Origin of the sequence: Streptomyces sp. NPDC019937, assembly GCF_040631655.1 — a bacterium.
Lineage (GTDB): Bacteria > Actinomycetota > Actinomycetes > Streptomycetales > Streptomycetaceae > Streptomyces.
The window spans coordinates 60280-78624 of record NZ_JBEYAL010000012.1 but is presented as its reverse complement, the minus strand read 5'-3'; the positions used below and the strand labels follow the sequence as shown (position 1 = coordinate 78624).

Annotated in this window: 15 protein-coding genes; 10 read left to right on the top strand and 5 right to left on the bottom strand. The window is 71.9% G+C overall.

Going from position 1 to position 18345, the window contains the following annotated elements:
* Window positions 1–2: 2 nt before the first annotated feature.
* Window positions 3–959, bottom strand: a complete 957-nt coding sequence (locus ABZ562_RS14535) for a glycoside hydrolase family 6 protein (RefSeq protein WP_361478147.1) — start codon at window positions 957–959, stop codon at window positions 3–5.
* A 143-nt stretch (window positions 960–1102) separates the two neighbouring features.
* On the opposite strand from ABZ562_RS14535, the gene ABZ562_RS14530 reads away from it, so the two are divergent.
* Window positions 1103–1696 (top strand): TetR/AcrR family transcriptional regulator, encoded by a 594-nt coding sequence (locus ABZ562_RS14530; RefSeq protein WP_361478144.1) that lies wholly within the window; start codon window positions 1103–1105, stop codon window positions 1694–1696.
* Between the two features lie 40 nt (window positions 1697–1736).
* Here ABZ562_RS14530 and ABZ562_RS14525 read toward each other — a convergent pair whose 3' ends face one another.
* The gene (locus tag ABZ562_RS14525) at window positions 1737–3029 is read right to left on the bottom strand and encodes a helix-turn-helix domain-containing protein (RefSeq protein ID WP_361478141.1); all 1293 of its coding nucleotides are present in this window, start codon (window positions 3027–3029) and stop codon (window positions 1737–1739) included.
* Window positions 3030–3196: 167 nt separating this feature from the next.
* On the opposite strand from ABZ562_RS14525, the gene ABZ562_RS14520 reads away from it, so the two are divergent.
* From ABZ562_RS14520 to ABZ562_RS14510, 3 genes are all read left to right on the top strand, one after another.
* Entirely contained in the window at window positions 3197–4123 is a 927-nt protein-coding gene (locus ABZ562_RS14520) for a proline dehydrogenase family protein (protein WP_361478138.1), read from the top strand.
* 57 nt (window positions 4124–4180) lie between these two features.
* Entirely contained in the window at window positions 4181–5812 is a 1632-nt protein-coding gene (pruA, locus tag ABZ562_RS14515) for an L-glutamate gamma-semialdehyde dehydrogenase (RefSeq protein WP_361478135.1), read from the top strand.
* Window positions 5813–6259: 447 nt separating this feature from the next.
* A complete protein-coding gene (locus ABZ562_RS14510; RefSeq protein WP_267892778.1) occupies window positions 6260–6382 on the top strand; it encodes a hypothetical protein in 123 nt (40 codons plus the stop codon).
* Window positions 6383–6389: 7 nt separating this feature from the next.
* Here the strand turns inward: ABZ562_RS14510 and ABZ562_RS14505 are convergent, their stop codons facing one another.
* Entirely contained in the window at window positions 6390–7973 is a 1584-nt protein-coding gene (locus tag ABZ562_RS14505; protein ID WP_361478132.1) for a metallophosphoesterase family protein, read from the bottom strand.
* Between the two features lie 129 nt (window positions 7974–8102).
* Between ABZ562_RS14505 and ABZ562_RS14500 the strand changes: the two genes are divergently transcribed.
* From ABZ562_RS14500 to ABZ562_RS14475, 6 genes are all read left to right on the top strand, one after another.
* Window positions 8103–9140 carry a 3-isopropylmalate dehydrogenase gene (locus ABZ562_RS14500; protein ID WP_361478129.1) on the top strand — a complete coding sequence of 346 codons (1038 nt, stop codon included), beginning with the start codon at window positions 8103–8105 and terminating at the stop codon, window positions 9138–9140.
* Window positions 9141–9346: 206 nt separating this feature from the next.
* Window positions 9347–10432 carry a branched-chain amino acid aminotransferase gene (locus ABZ562_RS14495; RefSeq protein ID WP_361478126.1) on the top strand — a complete coding sequence of 362 codons (1086 nt, stop codon included), beginning with the start codon at window positions 9347–9349 and terminating at the stop codon, window positions 10430–10432.
* 327 nt (window positions 10433–10759) lie between these two features.
* Entirely contained in the window at window positions 10760–12358 is a 1599-nt protein-coding gene (gene cimA / locus ABZ562_RS14490; RefSeq protein ID WP_361478124.1) for a citramalate synthase, read from the top strand.
* Window positions 12359–12456: 98 nt separating this feature from the next.
* Window positions 12457–14847, top strand: a complete 2391-nt coding sequence (locus ABZ562_RS14485; RefSeq protein ID WP_361478121.1) for a polysaccharide lyase 8 family protein — start codon at window positions 12457–12459, stop codon at window positions 14845–14847.
* Window positions 14848–15072: 225 nt separating this feature from the next.
* The gene (locus tag ABZ562_RS14480) at window positions 15073–16656 is read left to right on the top strand and encodes an acyl-CoA carboxylase subunit beta (protein WP_361478118.1); all 1584 of its coding nucleotides are present in this window, start codon (window positions 15073–15075) and stop codon (window positions 16654–16656) included.
* A 24-nt stretch (window positions 16657–16680) separates the two neighbouring features.
* Window positions 16681–16923, top strand: a complete 243-nt coding sequence (locus ABZ562_RS14475) for an acyl-CoA carboxylase subunit epsilon (protein ID WP_361478115.1) — start codon at window positions 16681–16683, stop codon at window positions 16921–16923.
* A gap of 132 nt (window positions 16924–17055) precedes the next feature.
* Here ABZ562_RS14475 and ABZ562_RS14470 read toward each other — a convergent pair whose 3' ends face one another.
* Both ABZ562_RS14470 and ABZ562_RS14465 read right to left on the bottom strand, forming a co-directional pair.
* Window positions 17056–17634, bottom strand: a complete 579-nt coding sequence (locus ABZ562_RS14470) for an ATP/GTP-binding protein (protein ID WP_078510301.1) — start codon at window positions 17632–17634, stop codon at window positions 17056–17058.
* Window positions 17615–18289: a DUF742 domain-containing protein gene (locus tag ABZ562_RS14465; protein ID WP_079038201.1), complete on the bottom strand. Its 675-nt coding sequence runs from the start codon at window positions 18287–18289 to the stop codon at window positions 17615–17617. The genes ABZ562_RS14470 and ABZ562_RS14465 overlap by 20 nt, the downstream gene beginning before the upstream one ends.
* Window positions 18290–18345: the final 56 nt, after the last annotated feature.

Genomic DNA, 18345 nt, shown 5'->3' with positions numbered 1-18345 from the left:
GGTCAGCCCGCCATCTCGTACGCGTAGTCCGGCGAGAACGAGCCCGCCGCCCCCGCGCAGCCGTCCAGTTCGCCCGGCGGCTTGATCCACAGGTAGGCGTCGATCGCCGGATCGCCGGTGCCCGCCGTCGGGTTCTCGCCGACCTTGCGGCCGCGCGGGTCGCACCAGGTGTCGCCGGGCGCGGGGCCGTTGCCGTTGCGGCTGGTGTCGATGACCGCGGTGAGGCCCGAGGAGCCGCCGAGCTGGGCCAGCACGGCCTTGGCGAAGGCCACCTCGTCGGCGGTGCGGCGGTAGTTGGAGACATTGCTGTAGATGCCGTCGCCGCTGCTCAGCACGCCCGCCGAGCGCAGCCGGGCGGCCTGGACGGCGGGGCTGTTCCAGGCGGAGTGACCGGCGTCGAAGTACACCCGGGCCTTGGGCGCGGCGGCGTGGATGGTGGCGGAGGCGCGGGCGAGCGAGGCGTAGCGGGCGCTCAGCTCGGCGGGCGACAGACAGCTGATGAGCGCGATCGAGTCCGGTTCGAGGATGACGACCGAGGGCCCGCTGCCCAGCCCGGCGGCGAAGCCGCGCACCCAGGCGTCGTAGCTCGCCAGATCGGGGGCCCCGCCCGCCGAGGCGCCGCCGCAGTCGCGGTTGGGGAGCTGGTAGGCGACCAGCACCGGCACCTGGCCCTTGGCGGAGGCGGCCGAGGTGATCTTACGGACGTCCTCGGTGACGGTGCCCGGGGTGTACCGCGAGAACCAGACACCCTGGGGCTGGGACGCGATCCGCGAGGCGATACGGGCCCGGCGGGAGTCGTTCGGGTTGGCGGCGACCCACTTGTTGACCTGCGAGCCGGGGTCGTTGAAGAAGGCGGTGGCGGAGGGCAGTTCGCCCGCGGCGACGCGGGGTGCCTGACCCGCGCCGACCAGGAAGGCGGTGGCGAGCGCGGCGGCCGCTAACGCTCTGATGACGCGCATGCTGCATCAGTCCTCTCGCGGACCGGGGGACGGGAGACGGGACTGCTTCCTGGTTGCCGCCGCGCACCGGAAGGTTGCCGTCCGCGATCTCCCGGCATACGGGCGTCTTAGACGCTTGTATGGGCCCGGGATAGGCTGACGTCATGGGACATCGAGAGGATCTGCTCGCCGGGGCGAAGCGCTGTCTGCTGGAAAAGGGCTGGTCCCGCACGACCGCGCGGGACATCGTGGCCGCCTCGGGCGCCAACCTCGCGTCCATCGGCTACCACTACGGCTCCAAGGACGCCCTGATGCGGGAGGCGCTGTTCGCGGCCATGAGCGACTGGGCCGACGAGGTCCAGGCGTCCCTCGCCCAGGACACCACGACCGGCGGTGAGCTGACGGCCCGTTTCGAGTCGGGCTGGTCCCGGGCCCTCGAACTGTTCGGCAAGCACCAGGCGATGTGGCGGGCCCAGTTGGAGGCCGTCATGCAGGCCGGGCACGACCCCGCGCTGCGGGAGGCCTTCGACCGCGCCCAGCCGGAGGCACGCCAGGGGCTGGTGGGGCTCTTCCACGGCGTCGAAGGACGTGAGGTCGACGAGGAGACCTCCCGGGTGCTGGGCTCGTTCTACCTGACCCTGGTGAGCGGGATGGCCGTGCAGCAGGCCATCAACCCCGGCCACGCGCCCGACGCCCGGGACCTGATCGAGGCGATGCGCCGCGTCGTCGGCGGCACGCCCCCGACCCCGGCCGGCTGAGCGCGTCCGGCCGAGCGGGCCGCGTCGGCCCGGAGCGGCGCTACCGCAGCCGGGCGGCCTTGAGGGCCATGTGGAGGAGCAGGCGGTCGTCGCCCGCGTCGAGGTCCAGGCCGGTGAGCTGGCGTACCCGGGAGAGGCGGTAGTAGAGCGTCTGCCGGTGGATCCCGAGGATCTGGGCGGTGCGGCTCGCCTGGCCCGCGCAGTCCAGGAACGTTTCGGCGGTGCGGGCCAGTTCCGTGTGCGCGCGCTCCAGGAGGGGGCGTACGGCGGCGTCGGGGGTGGTCACGGGGAGCGTGGCCAGCAGCCGGTACGGGCCGATGGCCGTCCACTCCGCGATCGGGTCGAGCCGGGCGTCGGCCCGCGCGGCCCGGGCGGCGGCCAGCGCCTCGCGCCAGGCGGCGGGCAGCTCGTCCAGCCCGCGCCGCGCCTCGCTGAGCCCGGCGCCGCTCTCCCGGCCGCCGCCGCACGGGAGGTCGGCGCCGTGCGGCCCGTCGGCCCGGGCGGCCGGCGCGGCGCCGGCCGCGTGGAGGGGATGGGCGGGCGGCGCGCTACCGGGGGCCGCGGCGCGGGGGGAGCGGAGGAGCTGTTCGGCGGTGGCCCGGGCGGGGCCCAGGGAGGTGGGGGCGCGCAGCCGGACGAGAGCGGCCAGCGCCGTCTCGTCGGGGATCACACAGGCCGCGGCGATGCCCGGCAGGTGGGGCAGGCCCGGGTGGTCCTCGTCCTCGCCCGTGCGCGGAACCCACGGCAGGACCGCCACCAGCGCCATCGGCCCGTCGGCCGCGCCGCGCAGCGCGGTGTGCAGGCCCGAGCAGGCAGCGTCGCGGGTGGCGGGCGGCCCGGTGAGCAGTTCGCGCAGCAGCTCGCCCAGTTCCTCCCCGGCCCGTGCCTCGGCCGCCAGCAGGGCGCCGATCCGGGCCGTGGTCTCCATCGCCCGGACCAGCCGCGGGTCCGGGGGCGGCCCGGCGGGGCCGCCCAGTTCCAGGTCGGAGAGGTGCCCGTCGTCCAGCAGCCAGACATAGCCGTGGACGACGCCCCGGTGCCGCACCGGCAGGCAGATGCGGCCCATGAAGACCCCGGCCCCCGGGTCCGGCGGGATCCGCAGCGGGGCCTGCGCCCGGGCGATCCCGAACGCCTCGAACCAGGCCCGCACCGCCGCCGTCGAGCGGCGCTGCAGGATGGAGCGGGTACGGACCGGGTCCAGCGTCGGTTCCTCGGCGTCGTCGCTGTCCTGCGCCCCGAAGGCGATCAGCGCGAAGTCGCGGTTCTCCAGGGTCGCGGGCGCGCCGAGCGTCGCGGTGATCTCGTCCACCAGCTGCTGATAGTCCTCGCGCATGGCGCTCCGGCCTCCTTCCCCGACTGCGGGATCAGCCTCTCATACAGGTGTCTGAGATCCCGGACACGGATGCGTGACAGCTGTCGATGGTCCCGGTTCCGCGCGATCCTTAGGTTTCACGGTGAGTTGTTGGAGCCGTTCACCGGCCGTCATCGTGGAGGTGCCCTGTGCTGGGACCCGTGCTGCTCGCCGCTTCGCGCAGTGCCGCCATCCGCCGGATCGTGTCCGGCGCGCCGGTCACCCGCCCCATGGTGGACCGGTTCGTCGCCGGTGAGCGGCTGGCCGAATCCATGGCCGCGGTGCGGGGGCTCACCTCCCACGGCCTGGAGGTCACCCTCGACCACCTGGGCGAGGACGTTACCGACCGGTCCGAGGCGCTGCGCAGCCGGGACGCCTATCTGGCGCTGACCGAGGCGCTCGCCGGGGAAGGGCTCGGGGCCCGCGCGGAGATGTCGGTGAAGCTCTCCGCCTTCGGCCAGGCGCTGCCCGGCGGCCACGACGTCGCCCTCGCCAATGTGACCCCGGTCGTCGAGGCCGCCGCGGCGGCCGGGACGACGGTCACCCTCGACATGGAGGACCACACCACCGTGGACTCCACCCTCGCGATCCTCGGCGAGCTGCGCACCCGGTTCCCGCAGACCGGGGCGGTCGTCCAGTCGTACCTCTTCCGTACCGAGGACGACTGCCGCGCGCTCGCCGGGGAAGGCTCGCGGGTGCGGCTGGTGAAGGGCGCGTACAACGAGCCCGCCTCGGTCGCCTACCAGGACAAGCGCGAGGTGGACCGGGCCTTCGTGCGCTGTCTGAAGATCCTGATGTCCGGCGACGGCTACCCCATGGTCGGGTCGCACGACCCGCGCATGGTCGCCATCGCGCAGGACCTCGGGCACCGCCTCGGCCGCAAAAAGGACGAGTACGAGTTCCAGATGCTGTACGGCATCCGTCCGGCCGAGCAGGAGCGGCTGGTCGCGGAAGGTCACCGTATGCGGGTTTACGTCCCGTATGGAACAGACTGGTATGGGTACTTCATGCGCCGGCTCGCCGAGCGCCCCGCGAACCTCGCGTTCTTCCTGCGCTCGCTCGTCGGCCGCGGCTGACAGCCCTCGGCTCACGACCACCACGACGACCCCACGAAGAAGGAGACAACGGCCACCATGGACGCTGTGACCCAGGTCCCCGTGCCGGTGAACGAGCCGGTGCACACCTATGCCCCCGGCAGCGCCGAGCGCACCCGCCTCGAGGCCAAGCTCAAGGAGCTGGCCGACAACCCGATCGACCTGCCGATGACCATCGGCGGCGAGAAGCGGATGGGCGCCGGCGAGCGCTTCGACGTCGTACAGCCGCACAACCACGCGGCCCGTCTCGGCACCTACGGGAACGCCACCAAGGGCGACGCCCAGGACGCCGTCGACGCGGCGCTGGCCGCCGCCCCGGCGTGGCGCGCGCTCAGCTTCGACGACCGTGCCGCGATCATCCTCAAGGCCGCCGACCTGCTGTCCGGCCCGTGGCGCGAGACCATGGCCGCGTCCACCATGCTGGGCCAGTCGAAGACCGCGCAGCAGGCCGAGATCGACACGCCCTGCGAGCTGATCGACTTCTGGCGCTTCAACGTCCACTTCGCCCGCCAGATCCTGGCCGAGCAGCCGCCCGCCAACTCCCCGGGCGTGTGGAACCGCAGCGACCACCGGCCGCTGGAGGGCTTCGTCTACGCGATCACGCCCTTCAACTTCACGGCCATCGCGGGCAACCTCCCCACGGCCCCCGCCCTGATGGGCAACGTCGTGGTCTGGAAGCCCTCCCCGACCCAGACCCACGCCGCCGTGCTGCTGATGCGGCTGCTGGAGGAGGCCGGGCTGCCCAAGGGCGTGATCAACCTGGTCACGGGCGACGGCAAGGACGTCTCCGAGGTCGCGCTGAACCACCCGGACCTCGCGGGCATCCACTTCACCGGTTCCACCCGCACCTTCCAGTACCTGTGGAAGACGGTCGGCAACAACATCGAGAACTACAAGACCTACCCGCGGCTGGTCGGCGAGACCGGCGGCAAGGACTTCATCGTCGCCCACCCCTCCGCCGATCCGGCGGTGCTGAAGACGGCGGTGACCCGCGGCGCCTTCGAGTTCCAGGGCCAGAAGTGTTCCGCCGCCTCGCGCGCCTACATCCCGCGCTCGCTGTGGGAGAACGGCTTCAAGGAGGAGCTGGCCGACGAGGTCAACGGCCTGGCCATGGGGCCCGTCACCGACCTCGGCAACTTCATGGGCGCGGTCATCGACGAGCGCTCGTTCGCCAAGAACAAGGCGGCGATCGACCGGGCGAAGTCCGACCCGACGATCGAGGTCGTCGCGGGCGGCACGTACGACGACAGCGAGGGCTACTTCGTCCGCCCGACCGTGCTCGTCTCCACCGACCCGGAGAACGAGATCTTCAAGGACGAGTACTTCGGCCCGATCATCGGTGTGTTCGTGTACGAGGACGCCGAGTACGACGCGATGCTGGAGCAGATGGAGTCGGCGTCGGCGTACGGCCTGACCGGCTGCGTCATCGCCCAGGACCGCGCCGCGGCGGCCGCCACCTGCGAGGCGCTGCGCTTCGCCGCGGGCAACTTCTACATCAACGACAAGCCCACCGGTGCCGTGGTCGGCCAGCAGCCCTTCGGCGGCGGCCGCGCGTCCGGCACCAACGACAAGGCGGGCGCGAAGCAGAACCTGATGCGCTGGACCTCCACCCGCTCCATCAAGGAGACGATGGTCCCGCCGACGGACTACCGCTACCCGCACATGGGCTGACCCGCCCGGCGCCCCGCGCCGCCCTTGAGCCCCGCCCCCGACCTGGCTGCGAGCCGGTCGGGGGCGGCGTGCGTCGAGAGGGGGTGAAACGGCATAAACCTGTGGACGCCCGAGGGGCGCGAATGCTAGCGTCTTGCATTCAAGTCAGCGTTATTTACCGCAGTTTACGTCGATAACCAGCCATGGTCGAGGTCGGACGGGGGTCGGCCTCGGCCATGACTCGTCTCAGATAGTAGGACGTCCGACTAATTGTGCAGACACTGACGCTCCGCTGCCTTACTTTTGTGGAAGCCGAACGTCCCGCTCCATCGAGCGACGGCGGACGTGGCCCGGTGCATCCGCGCAGGTGATCCCTGCCGCACCCAGGCCCCCGCCCCTTTACGGCAGCCACCTTCTCGGGGATTCCTCCCGGCCGCGTGCCGGGGTTCAGCAGAGGAGACGTGAACCATGGCCGAGCAGACTGTCCGCAGGGTCCGCCGCAAGAACGACGACACCGACCGGCGGAACGCCGCCGCCGCGCTCCAGCGCGCGCTCGACCGCCGCGACAACGGCGGCTCCACCGGTCACTGAGGGACGGTCACCGAGAAGCGGGGCGGGTGACCTCGAAGTGGTCCACCCGCTCCCCGGACTCCGCCAGTGCCGAGACCTTCAGGCGCGGGTCCGTGCCCGGCTCCACCTCCACCGCGAGGAACGAGAAGCCGGTGTAGCGGACCCGTGACCACTCCACGGTGTCCTTGTCCTTCTCCCCGTCCTTCGTCCAGTGGTAGCTCTTCACCTCGTCGAGGTCCTTGACGTGCCCCTCGTAGCTGTCGGGCACCGGGAACTCGTACAGGTCCGCCCCGGCGCCGCCCGCCGTGACGTACACGATCCCGTCGCGCACGGCGTCCGCGCTCCCGCCGACCGGCACCGTGCGGGCCACCTTGCCGCCGCGGATCGCGTCGGTGCGCTCGTAGACGTGGTTGTGGCCGTTGACGACCAGATCCACCTGGTGCTTCTCGAACAGCGGCACCCAGTGGTCGCGCACCCCGCCGTCCGAGGCGTGCGAGCTGGTCGTGGAGTACGCGCAGTGGTGGAAGAACACCACCAGGAAGTCGATGTCGTCCCGCGCGCGCAGCTGCCCGAGCCGCCGGTCCAGCCAGCGGGTCTGCTCGCCGCCCGTGTAGCCCTTGTTGGCGGGGATCTCGTAGCTGACGTCGTTGGCGTCCAGCGCGACGACGCCCACGCCCGCGTAGGCGAACGAGTAGACGCCGGGCGCCTTGCGGGGGTCGGGCCCGTTGTCCGGGAGCGACCAGCGGGCCAGCTGTCCGCCGTAGCCGTCGGGGGAGTACCAGGCCTCCATGTCGTGGTTCCCGGTCGTCACCATCCACGGCACGCTCGCCGCGACCGAGTCGGTCTGGGCGAGGAAGGAGTCCCAGACCCGGGCGTCGTACAGGTCGGACTTCTTGCCGTGGCCGGTGGTGTCCGCGTAGCAGATGTCCCCGGCGTGCAGATGGAACGACGGGTTCTGGCCCAGGATCAACCGGTCGTTGGCGAGCGCGTCGTAGCTCACGCCCTGGTCGCCGAAGGCGGTGAAGACGAACTTCTCCCGCCGGTCGGGGGCGGTGCGGAAGGTGCCCAGCGAGGTGAAGTGGCGCGGGTCGGCGGGGTCGTAGCCCTCGTGGCCGACGCCGTAGTAGTAGGTGACGTCGGGGCTCAGCCCGTCCACCGCGGCGTGCAGGTAGTACTGGTCGACCGCGGGCAGCTTGTCGCCGAGCGACGGGGTGTGCAGATGGCGGACCTCGGCCTCGACCTTCCGGGTCAGCTCCGTCGGACGGAGTCCGATCCGCAGATACGGCCGCTTCACCGGAAACGGCACCTGCCAGGAGACCCGCATCTGCGTCGTCGGGTCGGCGCCGAGGGCCAGATGGCGGCCGAAGGGCGCCACCAGCGCGCCGTCCACCTTCGCGGCCGCGGGCCGGGCGTCCGCCGCCGGAGACGGCTTGGCCCCGGTGGCTCCGGCGCAGCCCGCGCCGCCCAGCGCCACCGCGGCCGCCCCGGCCGTCGCGGCGCCCCCGCGCAGCACCCGCCGGCGGGGGAAGGCGCGGCGCAGGTACTCGTGCTGCTCCGCCATGGTCATCCGGCTCGCTAGCGGCTCCGGAATGCCGAACCGTGGTGTATGCATGATCCGGAATCTCCCCCGCGCGGGCGACACCACGCCGTACTCCGGGTGAACGCGGGCTGTCCGGTGGACGATCTGTCCGTATGGCGGACGAGCGATGTCATGGGATGGGACGAGGGGTAGGGTCCGGGTATGTCTCGCAGCATTCGCCTCGCAGTGATCCCCGGTGACGGTATCGGCCAGGAAGTCGTGGCCCAGGGCCTCAAGGTGCTCGGCGCCGCCCTTCCCCAGGACGTGAAGCTGGAGACCAAGAGTTACGACCTCGGCGCCAAGCGCTGGCACGCCACCGGCGAGACCCTGACCGACGAGGAGCTTGCGTCGCTGAAGGAGCACGACGCGATCCTCCTCGGCGCGATCGGCGACCCGTCGGTCCCGTCCGGGGTGCTGGAGCGCGGGCTGCTGCTCAAGCTGCGCTTCGCCTTCGACCACTACGTCAACCTGCGTCCGTCGAAGCTCTTCCCGAACACGGCCACCCCGCTGGCCGGGCGCCCGGACATCGACTTCGTCGTCGTCCGGGAGGGCACGGAGGGCCCGTACGTGGGCAACGGCGGCTCGCTGCGGACCGGTACCCCGGCCGAGGTCGCCACCGAGGTCAGCCTGAACACCGCGTACGGCGTCGAGCGCGTCGTCCGGGACGCGTACGAGCGCGCCAACAGCCGCCCGCGCAAGAAGCTGACCCTCGTGCACAAGAACAACGTCCTGGTGCACGCCGGCCACCTGTGGAAGAACATCTTCGACAAGGTCGGCGCCGAATACCCCGACGTCACCACGGACTATCTGCACGTCGACGCCGCGACGATCTTCTTCGTCACCCAGCCCGAGCGGTTCGACGTGATCGTGACGGACAACCTCTTCGGTGACATCCTCACCGACCTCGCCGCCGCCGTCACCGGCGGCATCGGGCTCGCCGCGAGCGGCAACATCAACCCCTCCGGCGCCTTCCCGTCGATGTTCGAGCCGGTCCACGGCTCCGCGCCGGACATCGCGGGCACCGGCAAGGCCGACCCGACCGCGACCATCCTGTCGGTGGCCCTGCTCCTCCAGCACCTCGGCTACGCGGACGAGGCGGCCCGCATCGAGGCCGCCGTCGCCGAGGACCTCGCCGAGCGGGACGCGGCGCGCACCACCGACGAGATCGGCGACGCGCTCGCCGCGCGAGTATCCGGCTGACCCCAGTCCGTGCCCGTGCGCGGCTGGGTGCGACCATCGACCTCGGGCCGCGCACTACGCACGCATCCTTCACGCCTTCGGCCCCACGTCAGCGATAATCGCTCGTGGGGCCGCCGTGTTCAGGGAAGCTTGGACGTCCTAGTACCGATCACGGGCAGGATGGTGTGAGCGCGGTCCGCCACAACGGAAGTGAAGGACTACCACTCATGACGACGCCCTCGATCGAGCTCAAGCCCTCCTCGCACCCGCTCTCCGACGCGGAGCGGGAGGAGATCCTGGCCAATCCCGGATTCGGCCGCCACTTCACCGATCACATGGTGACCATCAAGTGGACGGAGGGCCGCGGCTGGCACGAGGCCCAGCTCGTGCCCTACGCCCCGCTTTCGCTCGACCCGGCGAACATGACGCTGCACTACGCACAGACGATCTTCGAAGGGCTCAAGGCGTACCGCCAGCCCGACGGGAGCGTGGCCACCTTCCGCCCCGACCAGAACGCCGAGCGCTTCCAGGCCTCCGCCCGCCGCATGGCGATGCCCGAGCTGCCGGTCGACCTGTTCCTCGCGGCCTGCGACGCCCTGGTCACCCAGGACCGGGCGTGGGTGCCGGGCAGCGGTGAGGAGTCCCTGTACCTGCGGCCGTTCATGTTCGCGACCGAGGTGGGCCTGGGGGTCCGGCCCGCCAACGAGTACATGTTCGTCCTGATCGCCTCCCCGGCCGGCGCCTACTTCTCCCGTGGCGTCCAGCCGGTCTCCGTCTGGCTCTCCGAGGAGTACGTGCGGGCGGCGCCCGGCGGCACCGGCACCGCCAAGGCGGGCGGCAACTACGCCGCCTCGCTGGTGGCCCAGGCGCAGGCCGCCGAGCAGGGATGCGACCAGGTGGTCTGGCTGGATGCCATCGAGCGCCGCTGGATCGAGGAAATGGGCGGTATGAACCTGTACTTCGTGTACGGGAACCGCATCGTCACCCCGGAGCTGTCCGGGGCGCTGCTGCCCGGCATCACCCGCGCCTCGCTGCTGCGGATCGCCGCCGACCTCGGGTATGAGGTCGCCGAGGGCCGGATCTCGGTCGACGACTGGCGGGAGGCGACCGCGGACGGCAGCCTCACCGAGGTCTTCGCCTGCGGCACCGCGGCCGTGATCACCCCGGTCGGCTCGGTCAAGTCCGCCCGCGCGAGCTGGACGGTGGCCGACGGGCAGCCCGGTGAGGTCACGATGAAGCTGCGCAAGGCGCTGCTGGACATCCAGACCGGCGCTGCCCCCGACCCCCACGGCTGGCTCCACCGCATCGGCTGAGCCGGTTGACGGGGTCTTCTTGAGGGACGCATAGCTCGCATTCTGAGACGGACGGGAGCGCGGGGGCGGAATGTGCTTGACTGCCTCCGTGCTCTCGTTCGCCATGATTATTGGCAGCAGGCGCGCCGGTCCGCAGTGATCGCCCCGTACGACCCGGTACGGCGCGGCCACCGTGCCCCAGACCCGCGCGCAGACCTCTCGCACCCGCGAGGGGTCTTTTCGTTTTCCGGACCATCCCACCGGAGGCGGAGCGTGCGGGATCATAGGAGGGCGCGGAACCGGTTATTCCGGTAGCCCGAGATCCACCCCGACAGGAGCCAGACCACCATGAAGGATCGGCCCGACGACAGCTTCCACGTCTTCGACACCACGCTGCGCGACGGCGCGCAGCGCGAGGGCATCAACCTGACGGTCGCCGACAAGCTCACCATCGCCCGTCACCTGGACGACTTCGGCGTGGGCTTCATCGAAGGCGGCTGGCCCGGCGCGAACCCGCGGGACACGGAGTTCTTCGCCCGCGCCCAAGCGGAGATCGACTTCAAGCACGCCCAGCTCGTCGCGTTCGGCGCGACCCGCAAGGCGGGCGTCCGCGCCGAGGACGACGCGCAGGTCAAGGCGCTGCTGGACTCGGGTGCCCCGGTGATCACCCTGGTGGCCAAGTCCCACGACCGCCATGTGGAGCTGGCCCTGCGCACCACGCTGGAGGAGAACCTGGCGATGGTCCGCGACACCGTCGCCTACCTGCGGTCCCAGGGCCGCCGGGTGTTCCTCGACTGCGAGCACTTCTTCGACGGCTACCGCGCCAACGCCGACTACGCCAAGCGGGTCGTCTCCGCCGCCCACGAGGCGGGCGCCGACGTGGTGATCCTCTGCGACACCAACGGCGGCATGCTGCCCGGCCAGATCGACGCCGTGGTCCGCACCGTCCTCGCCGACACCGGCGCGCGCCTGGGCATCCACGCTCAGGACGACACCGGCTGCGCCGTCGCCAACTCCCTGGCCGCGGTCGACGCGGGCGCCACCCACGTGCAGTGCACCGCCAACGGCTACGGCGAGCGGGTCGGCAACGCCAACCTCTTCCCCGTCGTCGCCGCCCTGGAGCTGAAGTACGACCGCCGGGTGCTGCCGCCCGGCGCGATGCAGGAGATGACCCGGATCTCGCACGCGATCGCCGAGGTCGTCAACCTGACGCCGTCCACGCACCAGCCCTATGTGGGTGTTTCCGCCTTCGCCCACAAGGCCGGACTGCACGCCTCCGCGATCAAGGTCGACCCGGATCTGTACCAGCACATCGACCCCGAGCGGGTCGGCAACACGATGCGCATGCTGGTCTCCGACATGGCGGGCCGCGCCTCGATCGAGCTGAAGGGCAAGGAGCTGGGCATCGACCTCGGCGGCGACCGGGCGCTGGTGGGGCGGGTGGTCGAGCGGGTCAAGGAGCGCGAGCTGGCGGGGTACACGTACGAGGCCGCCGACGCCTCGTTCGAGCTGCTGCTGCGCGCGGAGGCCGAGGGCCGGACCCGCCGCTACTTCCGGGTCGAGTCCTGGCGCGCGATCGTCGAGACCCGCCCGGACGGCACCCACGCCAACGAGGCGACCGTGAAGCTGTGGGCCAAGGGCGAGCGCATCGTCGCCACGGCGGAGGGCAACGGCCCGGTCAACGCGCTGGACAAGGCGCTGCGCGTGGGCCTGGAGCGGATCTACCCGCAGCTGGCCAAGATGGAGCTGGTGGACTACAAGGTCCGCATCCTGGAGGGCAAGCACGGCACGGAGTCCACGACCCGGGTGCTCGTCTCGACCACGGACGGACAGGGGGAGTGGTCCACGGTCGGCGTCGCCGAGAACGTGATCGACGCCTCCTGGCAGGCGCTGGACGACGCCTACGCGTACGGGCTGCTGCGGGCGGGCGTCGAGCCGCAGGAGTAGCGGGCGGGGCGGCGCGGGCCGTATGGAAGGCGGTGAACCCGGGCATCATCGAAGCTGCCCGGGTTCCCGCAGCAGGTCCGCCCACCGCAGGAGGTCCCATGCCGGCGCGTCCGATCGGCCCCTGGTCCCGGCGGGGCTTCCTGGCCGTGGCCGCCACCGGGGCGTTATGCCCCGCCCTCGCCCTGCCCGCCCACGCGGCCGGTGCCGCCGGGCCGGACTTCGCCGCCCTTCGCCGCCGCTGGACCGACCTCACGCTCGGCACCGGCTACGACCCCGCCGCCGAGCCGTACGCCACCCGCCTGGCCGAGACCGGCCGCCTGGCCACCCGGTTCCGGGCCGCCATGGCGCCCGCCGCCGCCTCGCTCTGGCCCGACCAGCCCTTCGACCCGCCCGCCGGGATCACCCAGAGCTATGCCCGGCTGAACACCATGGCCCAGGCGTACGCCCAGCCCGGCACCGGCCTCACCGGCGACCCCGGTCTCGCCGACGACGTCGCCCGCGGCATCGACCACCTCGACGCCACCGTCTACCACCCCGCCACCACCCGCTACGGCAACTGGTGGGAGTGGCAGATCGGCAGCCCCCGGCTGCTCCTGGACACCCTCGCGATCCTGTACGACCGGCTCGGCGACGAGCGGCGGGAGCGCGCGCTGGCCGCGATCGACCACTTCGTCCCCGACACCATGCTCGGCGACTACACCGGCACCAGCACCGGCGCCAACCGCGTCGACCTGTGCCGCGTCGTGGCCCTGCGCGGCATCCTCGGCGCGGCGCCCGCCAAGGTCGCGCTCGCCCGGGACGCGCTCTCGCCCGTCTACCCGTACGTGACGAAGGGCGACGGGCTCTACGCCGACGGATCGTTCATCCAGCACACCTGGGTCGCCTATTCCGGCACCTACGGCTACGTCCTGCTCGACGGCCTCGGCCGGCTCTTCGCCCTGCTGGCCGGGTCGGAGTGGGAGGTCACCGACCCGAACCGGCGGATCATCCTGGACAGCGTGGAGCACGCGTACGCCCCGCTGCTGCACGACGGGCTGATGATGGACAGCGTCTCCGGCCGGGCCGTCAGCCGCGGCGTCCAGGTGAACGATCCACGCGCCATCACCCAGAGCGACCACCAGCGCGGCCATCTGCTCCTCGCCGCCATCGCCCTGCTCGGCGCGGGCGCGGACGACGCCGCGCGGAAGCGCTGGAACGGCATGGTCAGGGGCTGGATCGAACGCGACACCGGCAACCCCGTGCTGACCGACCCGCAGTTCGGCGTCGCCGACCTGGCGCGGCTGGCGGCCGTGGCGAAGGAGCCGGGACCGGCGCTGCCCGAACCCGTGGGCCACCGGCTGTTCCCGGCCATGGACCGGGCCGTCCACCGGCGCCCCGGCTGGACCGCCGCCCTGGCCATGGCCTCGGACCGGATCGCGTACTACGAGAACGGCAACGGCGAGCACCCGCGCGGCTGGCACACCGGCGCCGGAATGCTGTCCTGGTGGGCCGGGGACGACACCGCGAACCAGTACACGGACGGCTTCTGGCCCACCGTCGACCCCTACCGGCTGCCCGGAACCACCGCCTCGGCCCGGCCGCTGGCCGACAACGAGGGCGGCGGCTGGGGCGAGCCCAAACCGGCCGCGCGCTGGGTCGGCGGCACCACCGACGGCGAGTTCGCCGCCATCGGCCAGGACCTGCGCGGCCTCGGCTCCACCCTGCGCGCCAAGAAGTCCTGGTTCTGCGTGGTCGACGCGATCGTCTGCCTGGGCGCGGACATCACCGCCCGCGACGGCGCCCCCGTCGTCACCGTCGTCGACAACCGCGCCCTCGGCGCCGACGGCGCCCCCACCCTCACCGTCGACGGGCTTCCCCGGCCCGCCGCACCGGAGCGGACCCGCACCTGGACCCGGGCGCGCTGGGCGCACCTGGCCGGTCACGGCGGCTACGTCTTCCCCGGCGGCGCCACCCTCCGCACGCGCCGCGAGGCCCGCACCGGCTCCTGGCGGGACATCAACACCGGCGGCTCCCCGGAGCCGATCACCCGCCGCTACCTCACCCTCTGGTACGACCACGGCACCGACCCCGACGGCGCCGACTACGCCTACCTCCTGATGCCGGGAGCGGGCCCGGCCGCGCTCGCCGCCCGCGCCGCCGACCGCCGCTGGCTGACCGTGCTCGCCAACTCGGGCGCCCGGCAGGCCATCGCCATCCCGTCGCTCGGCGTCACGGCGGCGAACTTCTGGACCCCGGGCACGGCCGGTCCGCTCACCGCGAGCGCCCCCGCGAGCGTGCTGCTGCGCCGTACCGGCCGGCACACCGCGCACCTCGCCGTCGCCGAGCCGCCCCGGACCGGCGAGCCGTTCGACATCCTCTGGGCGCACCCGGTGCGCGCCGTGCGGGCCCATGACGCCACGGTCGAGGTGCTGGCCACCGGCGGCGCGCTGCGGCTGCGTGTCACCCCCGGCACGGCCTGCGCGACCCACCGCTGCGAGATCGCGCTCTAGGTCCGATGGGCCCGGCGGGTGCCGACCATCCGGGTGATCGGAGCCCATCGGTTACGGTGCGTCGCCCACAAGATTGTGGGGTGCCGACAGCGCTCCTCACCCTTGGGCGTCACGGGTAAGGGGAAATCCGCTGTCCAGTTCTGTTCCGCCTGCCCACGAAAACGGGCCCGACGTTGTATGGAATTGACATGCGTTTCCGGGGGTCCGGGAACGTACCGTCGTTCCATGACCAATCTCGAAGGTGCGCCCGAAGCGGCGAGTGACGTTCGCGGGCGCGTCGCCGAGCTGCACGCGATCCGCGAGCAGGCTCGGCGCGGCCCGAGCGAGCGGGCGACCGAGGCCCAGAAGGCCAAGGGCAAGCTGACGGCTCGCGAGCGGATCGATCTCCTGCTGGACGAGGGGTCCTTCAACGAGGTGGAGCCGCTGCGGCGGCACCGCGCGACCGGATTCGGGCTCGAGGCCAAGAAGCCCTACACCGACGGGGTCGTCACCGGCTGGGGGACCGTCCACGGGCGGACGGTGTTCGTTTACGCACACGACTTCCGGATCTTCGGCGGGGCGCTGGGCGAGGCCCACGCCACCAAGATCCACAAGATCATGGACATGGCCATCTCGGCCGGGGCGCCGCTGGTGTCCCTCAACGACGGCGCGGGGGCCCGCATCCAGGAGGGCGTCTCGGCGCTCGCGGGCTACGGCGGCATCTTCCAGCGCAACACCAAGGCGTCCGGCGTCATCCCGCAGATCAGCGTGATGCTCGGCCCGTGCGCCGGTGGCGCCGCCTACTCCCCGGCGCTCACGGACTTCGTGTTCATGGTCCGCGAGACGTCCCAGATGTTCATCACCGGACCCGACGTGGTCCAGGCGGTGACGGGGGAGAAGGTCAGCCAGAACGGTCTGGGCGGCGCGGACGTGCACGCCGAGACCTCGGGCGTGTGCCACTTCGCGTACGACGACGAGGAGACCTGCCTGGAGGAGGTGCGCTACCTCCTCTCGCTGCTGCCGCAGAACAACCGGGAGAACCCGCCGGCCGTCGAGTCCGACGACCCGGCCGCCCGGCGCGGCGAGGCGCTGCTCGACCTCGTCCCGGCCGACGGCAACCGCCCGTACGACATGCGCAAGGTCATCGAGGAGATCGTCGACGACGGCGAGTACCTGGAGGTCCACGAGCGCTGGGCGACCAACATCATCTGCGCGCTGACCCGGCTCGACGGCCAGGTGGTGGGCATCATCGCCAACCAGCCGCAGTCGCTGGCCGGAGTGCTGGACATCGAGGCGTCGGAGAAGTCCGCGCGCTTCATCCAGATGTGCGACGCGTTCAACATCCCGCTGATCACCTTCCTCGACGTGCCCGGCTTCCTGCCCGGCGTCGACCAGGAGCACGGCGGGATCATCCGGCACGGCGCCAAGATGCTGTACGCGTACTGCAACGCGACCGTGCCGCGGATCTCGGTCATCCTGCGCAAGGCGTACGGCGGCGCGTACATCGTCATGGACTCCCAGTCCATCGGCGCCGACCTGACCTACGCCTGGCCGACCAACGAGATCGCGGTGATGGGCGCCGAGGGCGCCGCCAACGTGATCTTCCGCCGTCAGATCGCCGACGCGGACGACCCCGAGGCCATGCGCGCGCGCATGGTCAAGGAGTACAAGTCCGAGCTGATGCACCCCTACTACGCGGCCGAGCGGGGCCTGGTGGACGACGTCATCGACCCGTCCGAGACCCGTGAGGTCCTCATCCGGTCCCTGGCGATGCTGCGCGACAAGCACGCCGACCTGCCGTCCCGCAAGCACGGCAACCCGCCGCAGTAACGCCACGAGGGAGACGAACACACCGTGAGCACGCCCACCGACATCGCCGGCCCCGCCTCGGCGGCCGCCACCCTGGTCCGGGTCGAGAAGGGCCACGCCGACGCCGAGGAGCTGGCCGCCGTCACCGCGGTGCTGCTCGCCCGCGCCGCCGCCACCGCCGGTCACTCCCGTGACGGCGCCGGGGCCCGCCCGCGCCGCAGCGCCGCGCGCTGGCGCCGTCTGGAGCGCCGCCCGGCGTTCAGCGCGCCGCACAGCTGGCAGGGCTGACGCGCCCCGCCCGACGCACGCGAAATCCCCCGCTCTCCCATGGAGGGCGGGGGATTTCGCCTATCCGGCACCGGCTGCCCGGGTGCGGTTCCGGCGGGCCGGGGCCCGCCGGAACCGGACACGGTGACGCGGCTAACGCAGCCGGGCCATCAGCGCGTGCTCGACCAGTGTGATCAGCGCGCTCTTGGCCTCGCTGCGGTGGCGCGCGTCCGTGATGATGATCGGCGCGTCGGGGCCGATCTGCAGGGCCTCGCGGACCTCTTCGGGACTGTAGGGCTGGTGTCCGTCGAAGCCGTTGAGGGCGATGACGAAGGGCAGTCCGGAGTTCTCGAAGTAGTCGACGGCGGGGAAGCAGTCGGCGAGGCGGCGGGTGTCGACGAGGACGACGGCGCCGATGGCGCCGCGGACCAGGTCGTCCCACATGAACCAGAACCGGTCCTGTCCGGGGGTGCCGAACAGGTACAGGATCAGGTCCTGGTCGAGCGTGATGCGGCCGAAGTCCATGGCCACCGTGGTGGTGGTCTTGTCCGGCGCGTGGGTGAGATCGTCGATCCCCGCCGAGGCGGAGGTCATCACGGCTTCGGTACGCAGCGGGTTGATCTCCGAGACCGCGCCGACGAACGTGGTCTTGCCCACGCCGAAGCCGCCCGCCACCACGATCTTCGCGGAGGTGGTGGAGCGGGCTGCACCGCTAGAGCTTGCGAAGTCCACTGAGCACCCTTTCGAGCAGTGTCACGTCAGGCTGGCCGCCGGCGGACTCGTCGCCGCCGGGCTGGTGAATGGCGACGAGCCCGGCCTCGGCCAGGTCGGCTACGAGGATCCGGGCGACGCCGAGGGGGATGGTGAGCAGTGCGGAGATCTCGGCGACCGACTTGATCTCGCGGCACAGGTGGCAGATCCGCTGGTGCTCGGGCAATTGGCCCTGGAGCTGGGTGGGATCGGCCGTGGTGTGTACCAGTGCCTCGATGGCGAGCTGGTACCGGGGCCGGGTCCGGCCCCCGGTCATGGCGTACGGGCGCACCAGGGGGTTATGCGCGCCTCCCGTTGGGGAAGGTTCCGGGGCGAGGCGCTGAGGTGGCTGTACGGGCTGGATGCGGGGTGGCTGCGGTGGTTCGTACATAGGACTCTCGGGAGGCGCGTAGGAGGGCGCGTAGAGGTCCTGCTGGCCCTGTGGGGCCCAGGGCTGCGGGGGCATCGGCTCCTGGGGCTGCTCGCCGGGGTACTCCGGGGACGGTTCGCCCGGGTACGGGGAGCGGGCCTGGCGGCTCGGTGCGGAGGGGAAGTTGAAGCGCTTCATCGGGGCTTCTCCGCGCGGTTCGGACGGCTGCCCATGGCCGTACGGATATCCGCTAGGGGGCGTTGCCACGTTTCCTCCTCCAACTCCAACGTGCCTGTCGGCCGGTCGCGCCACCGCACCCTATG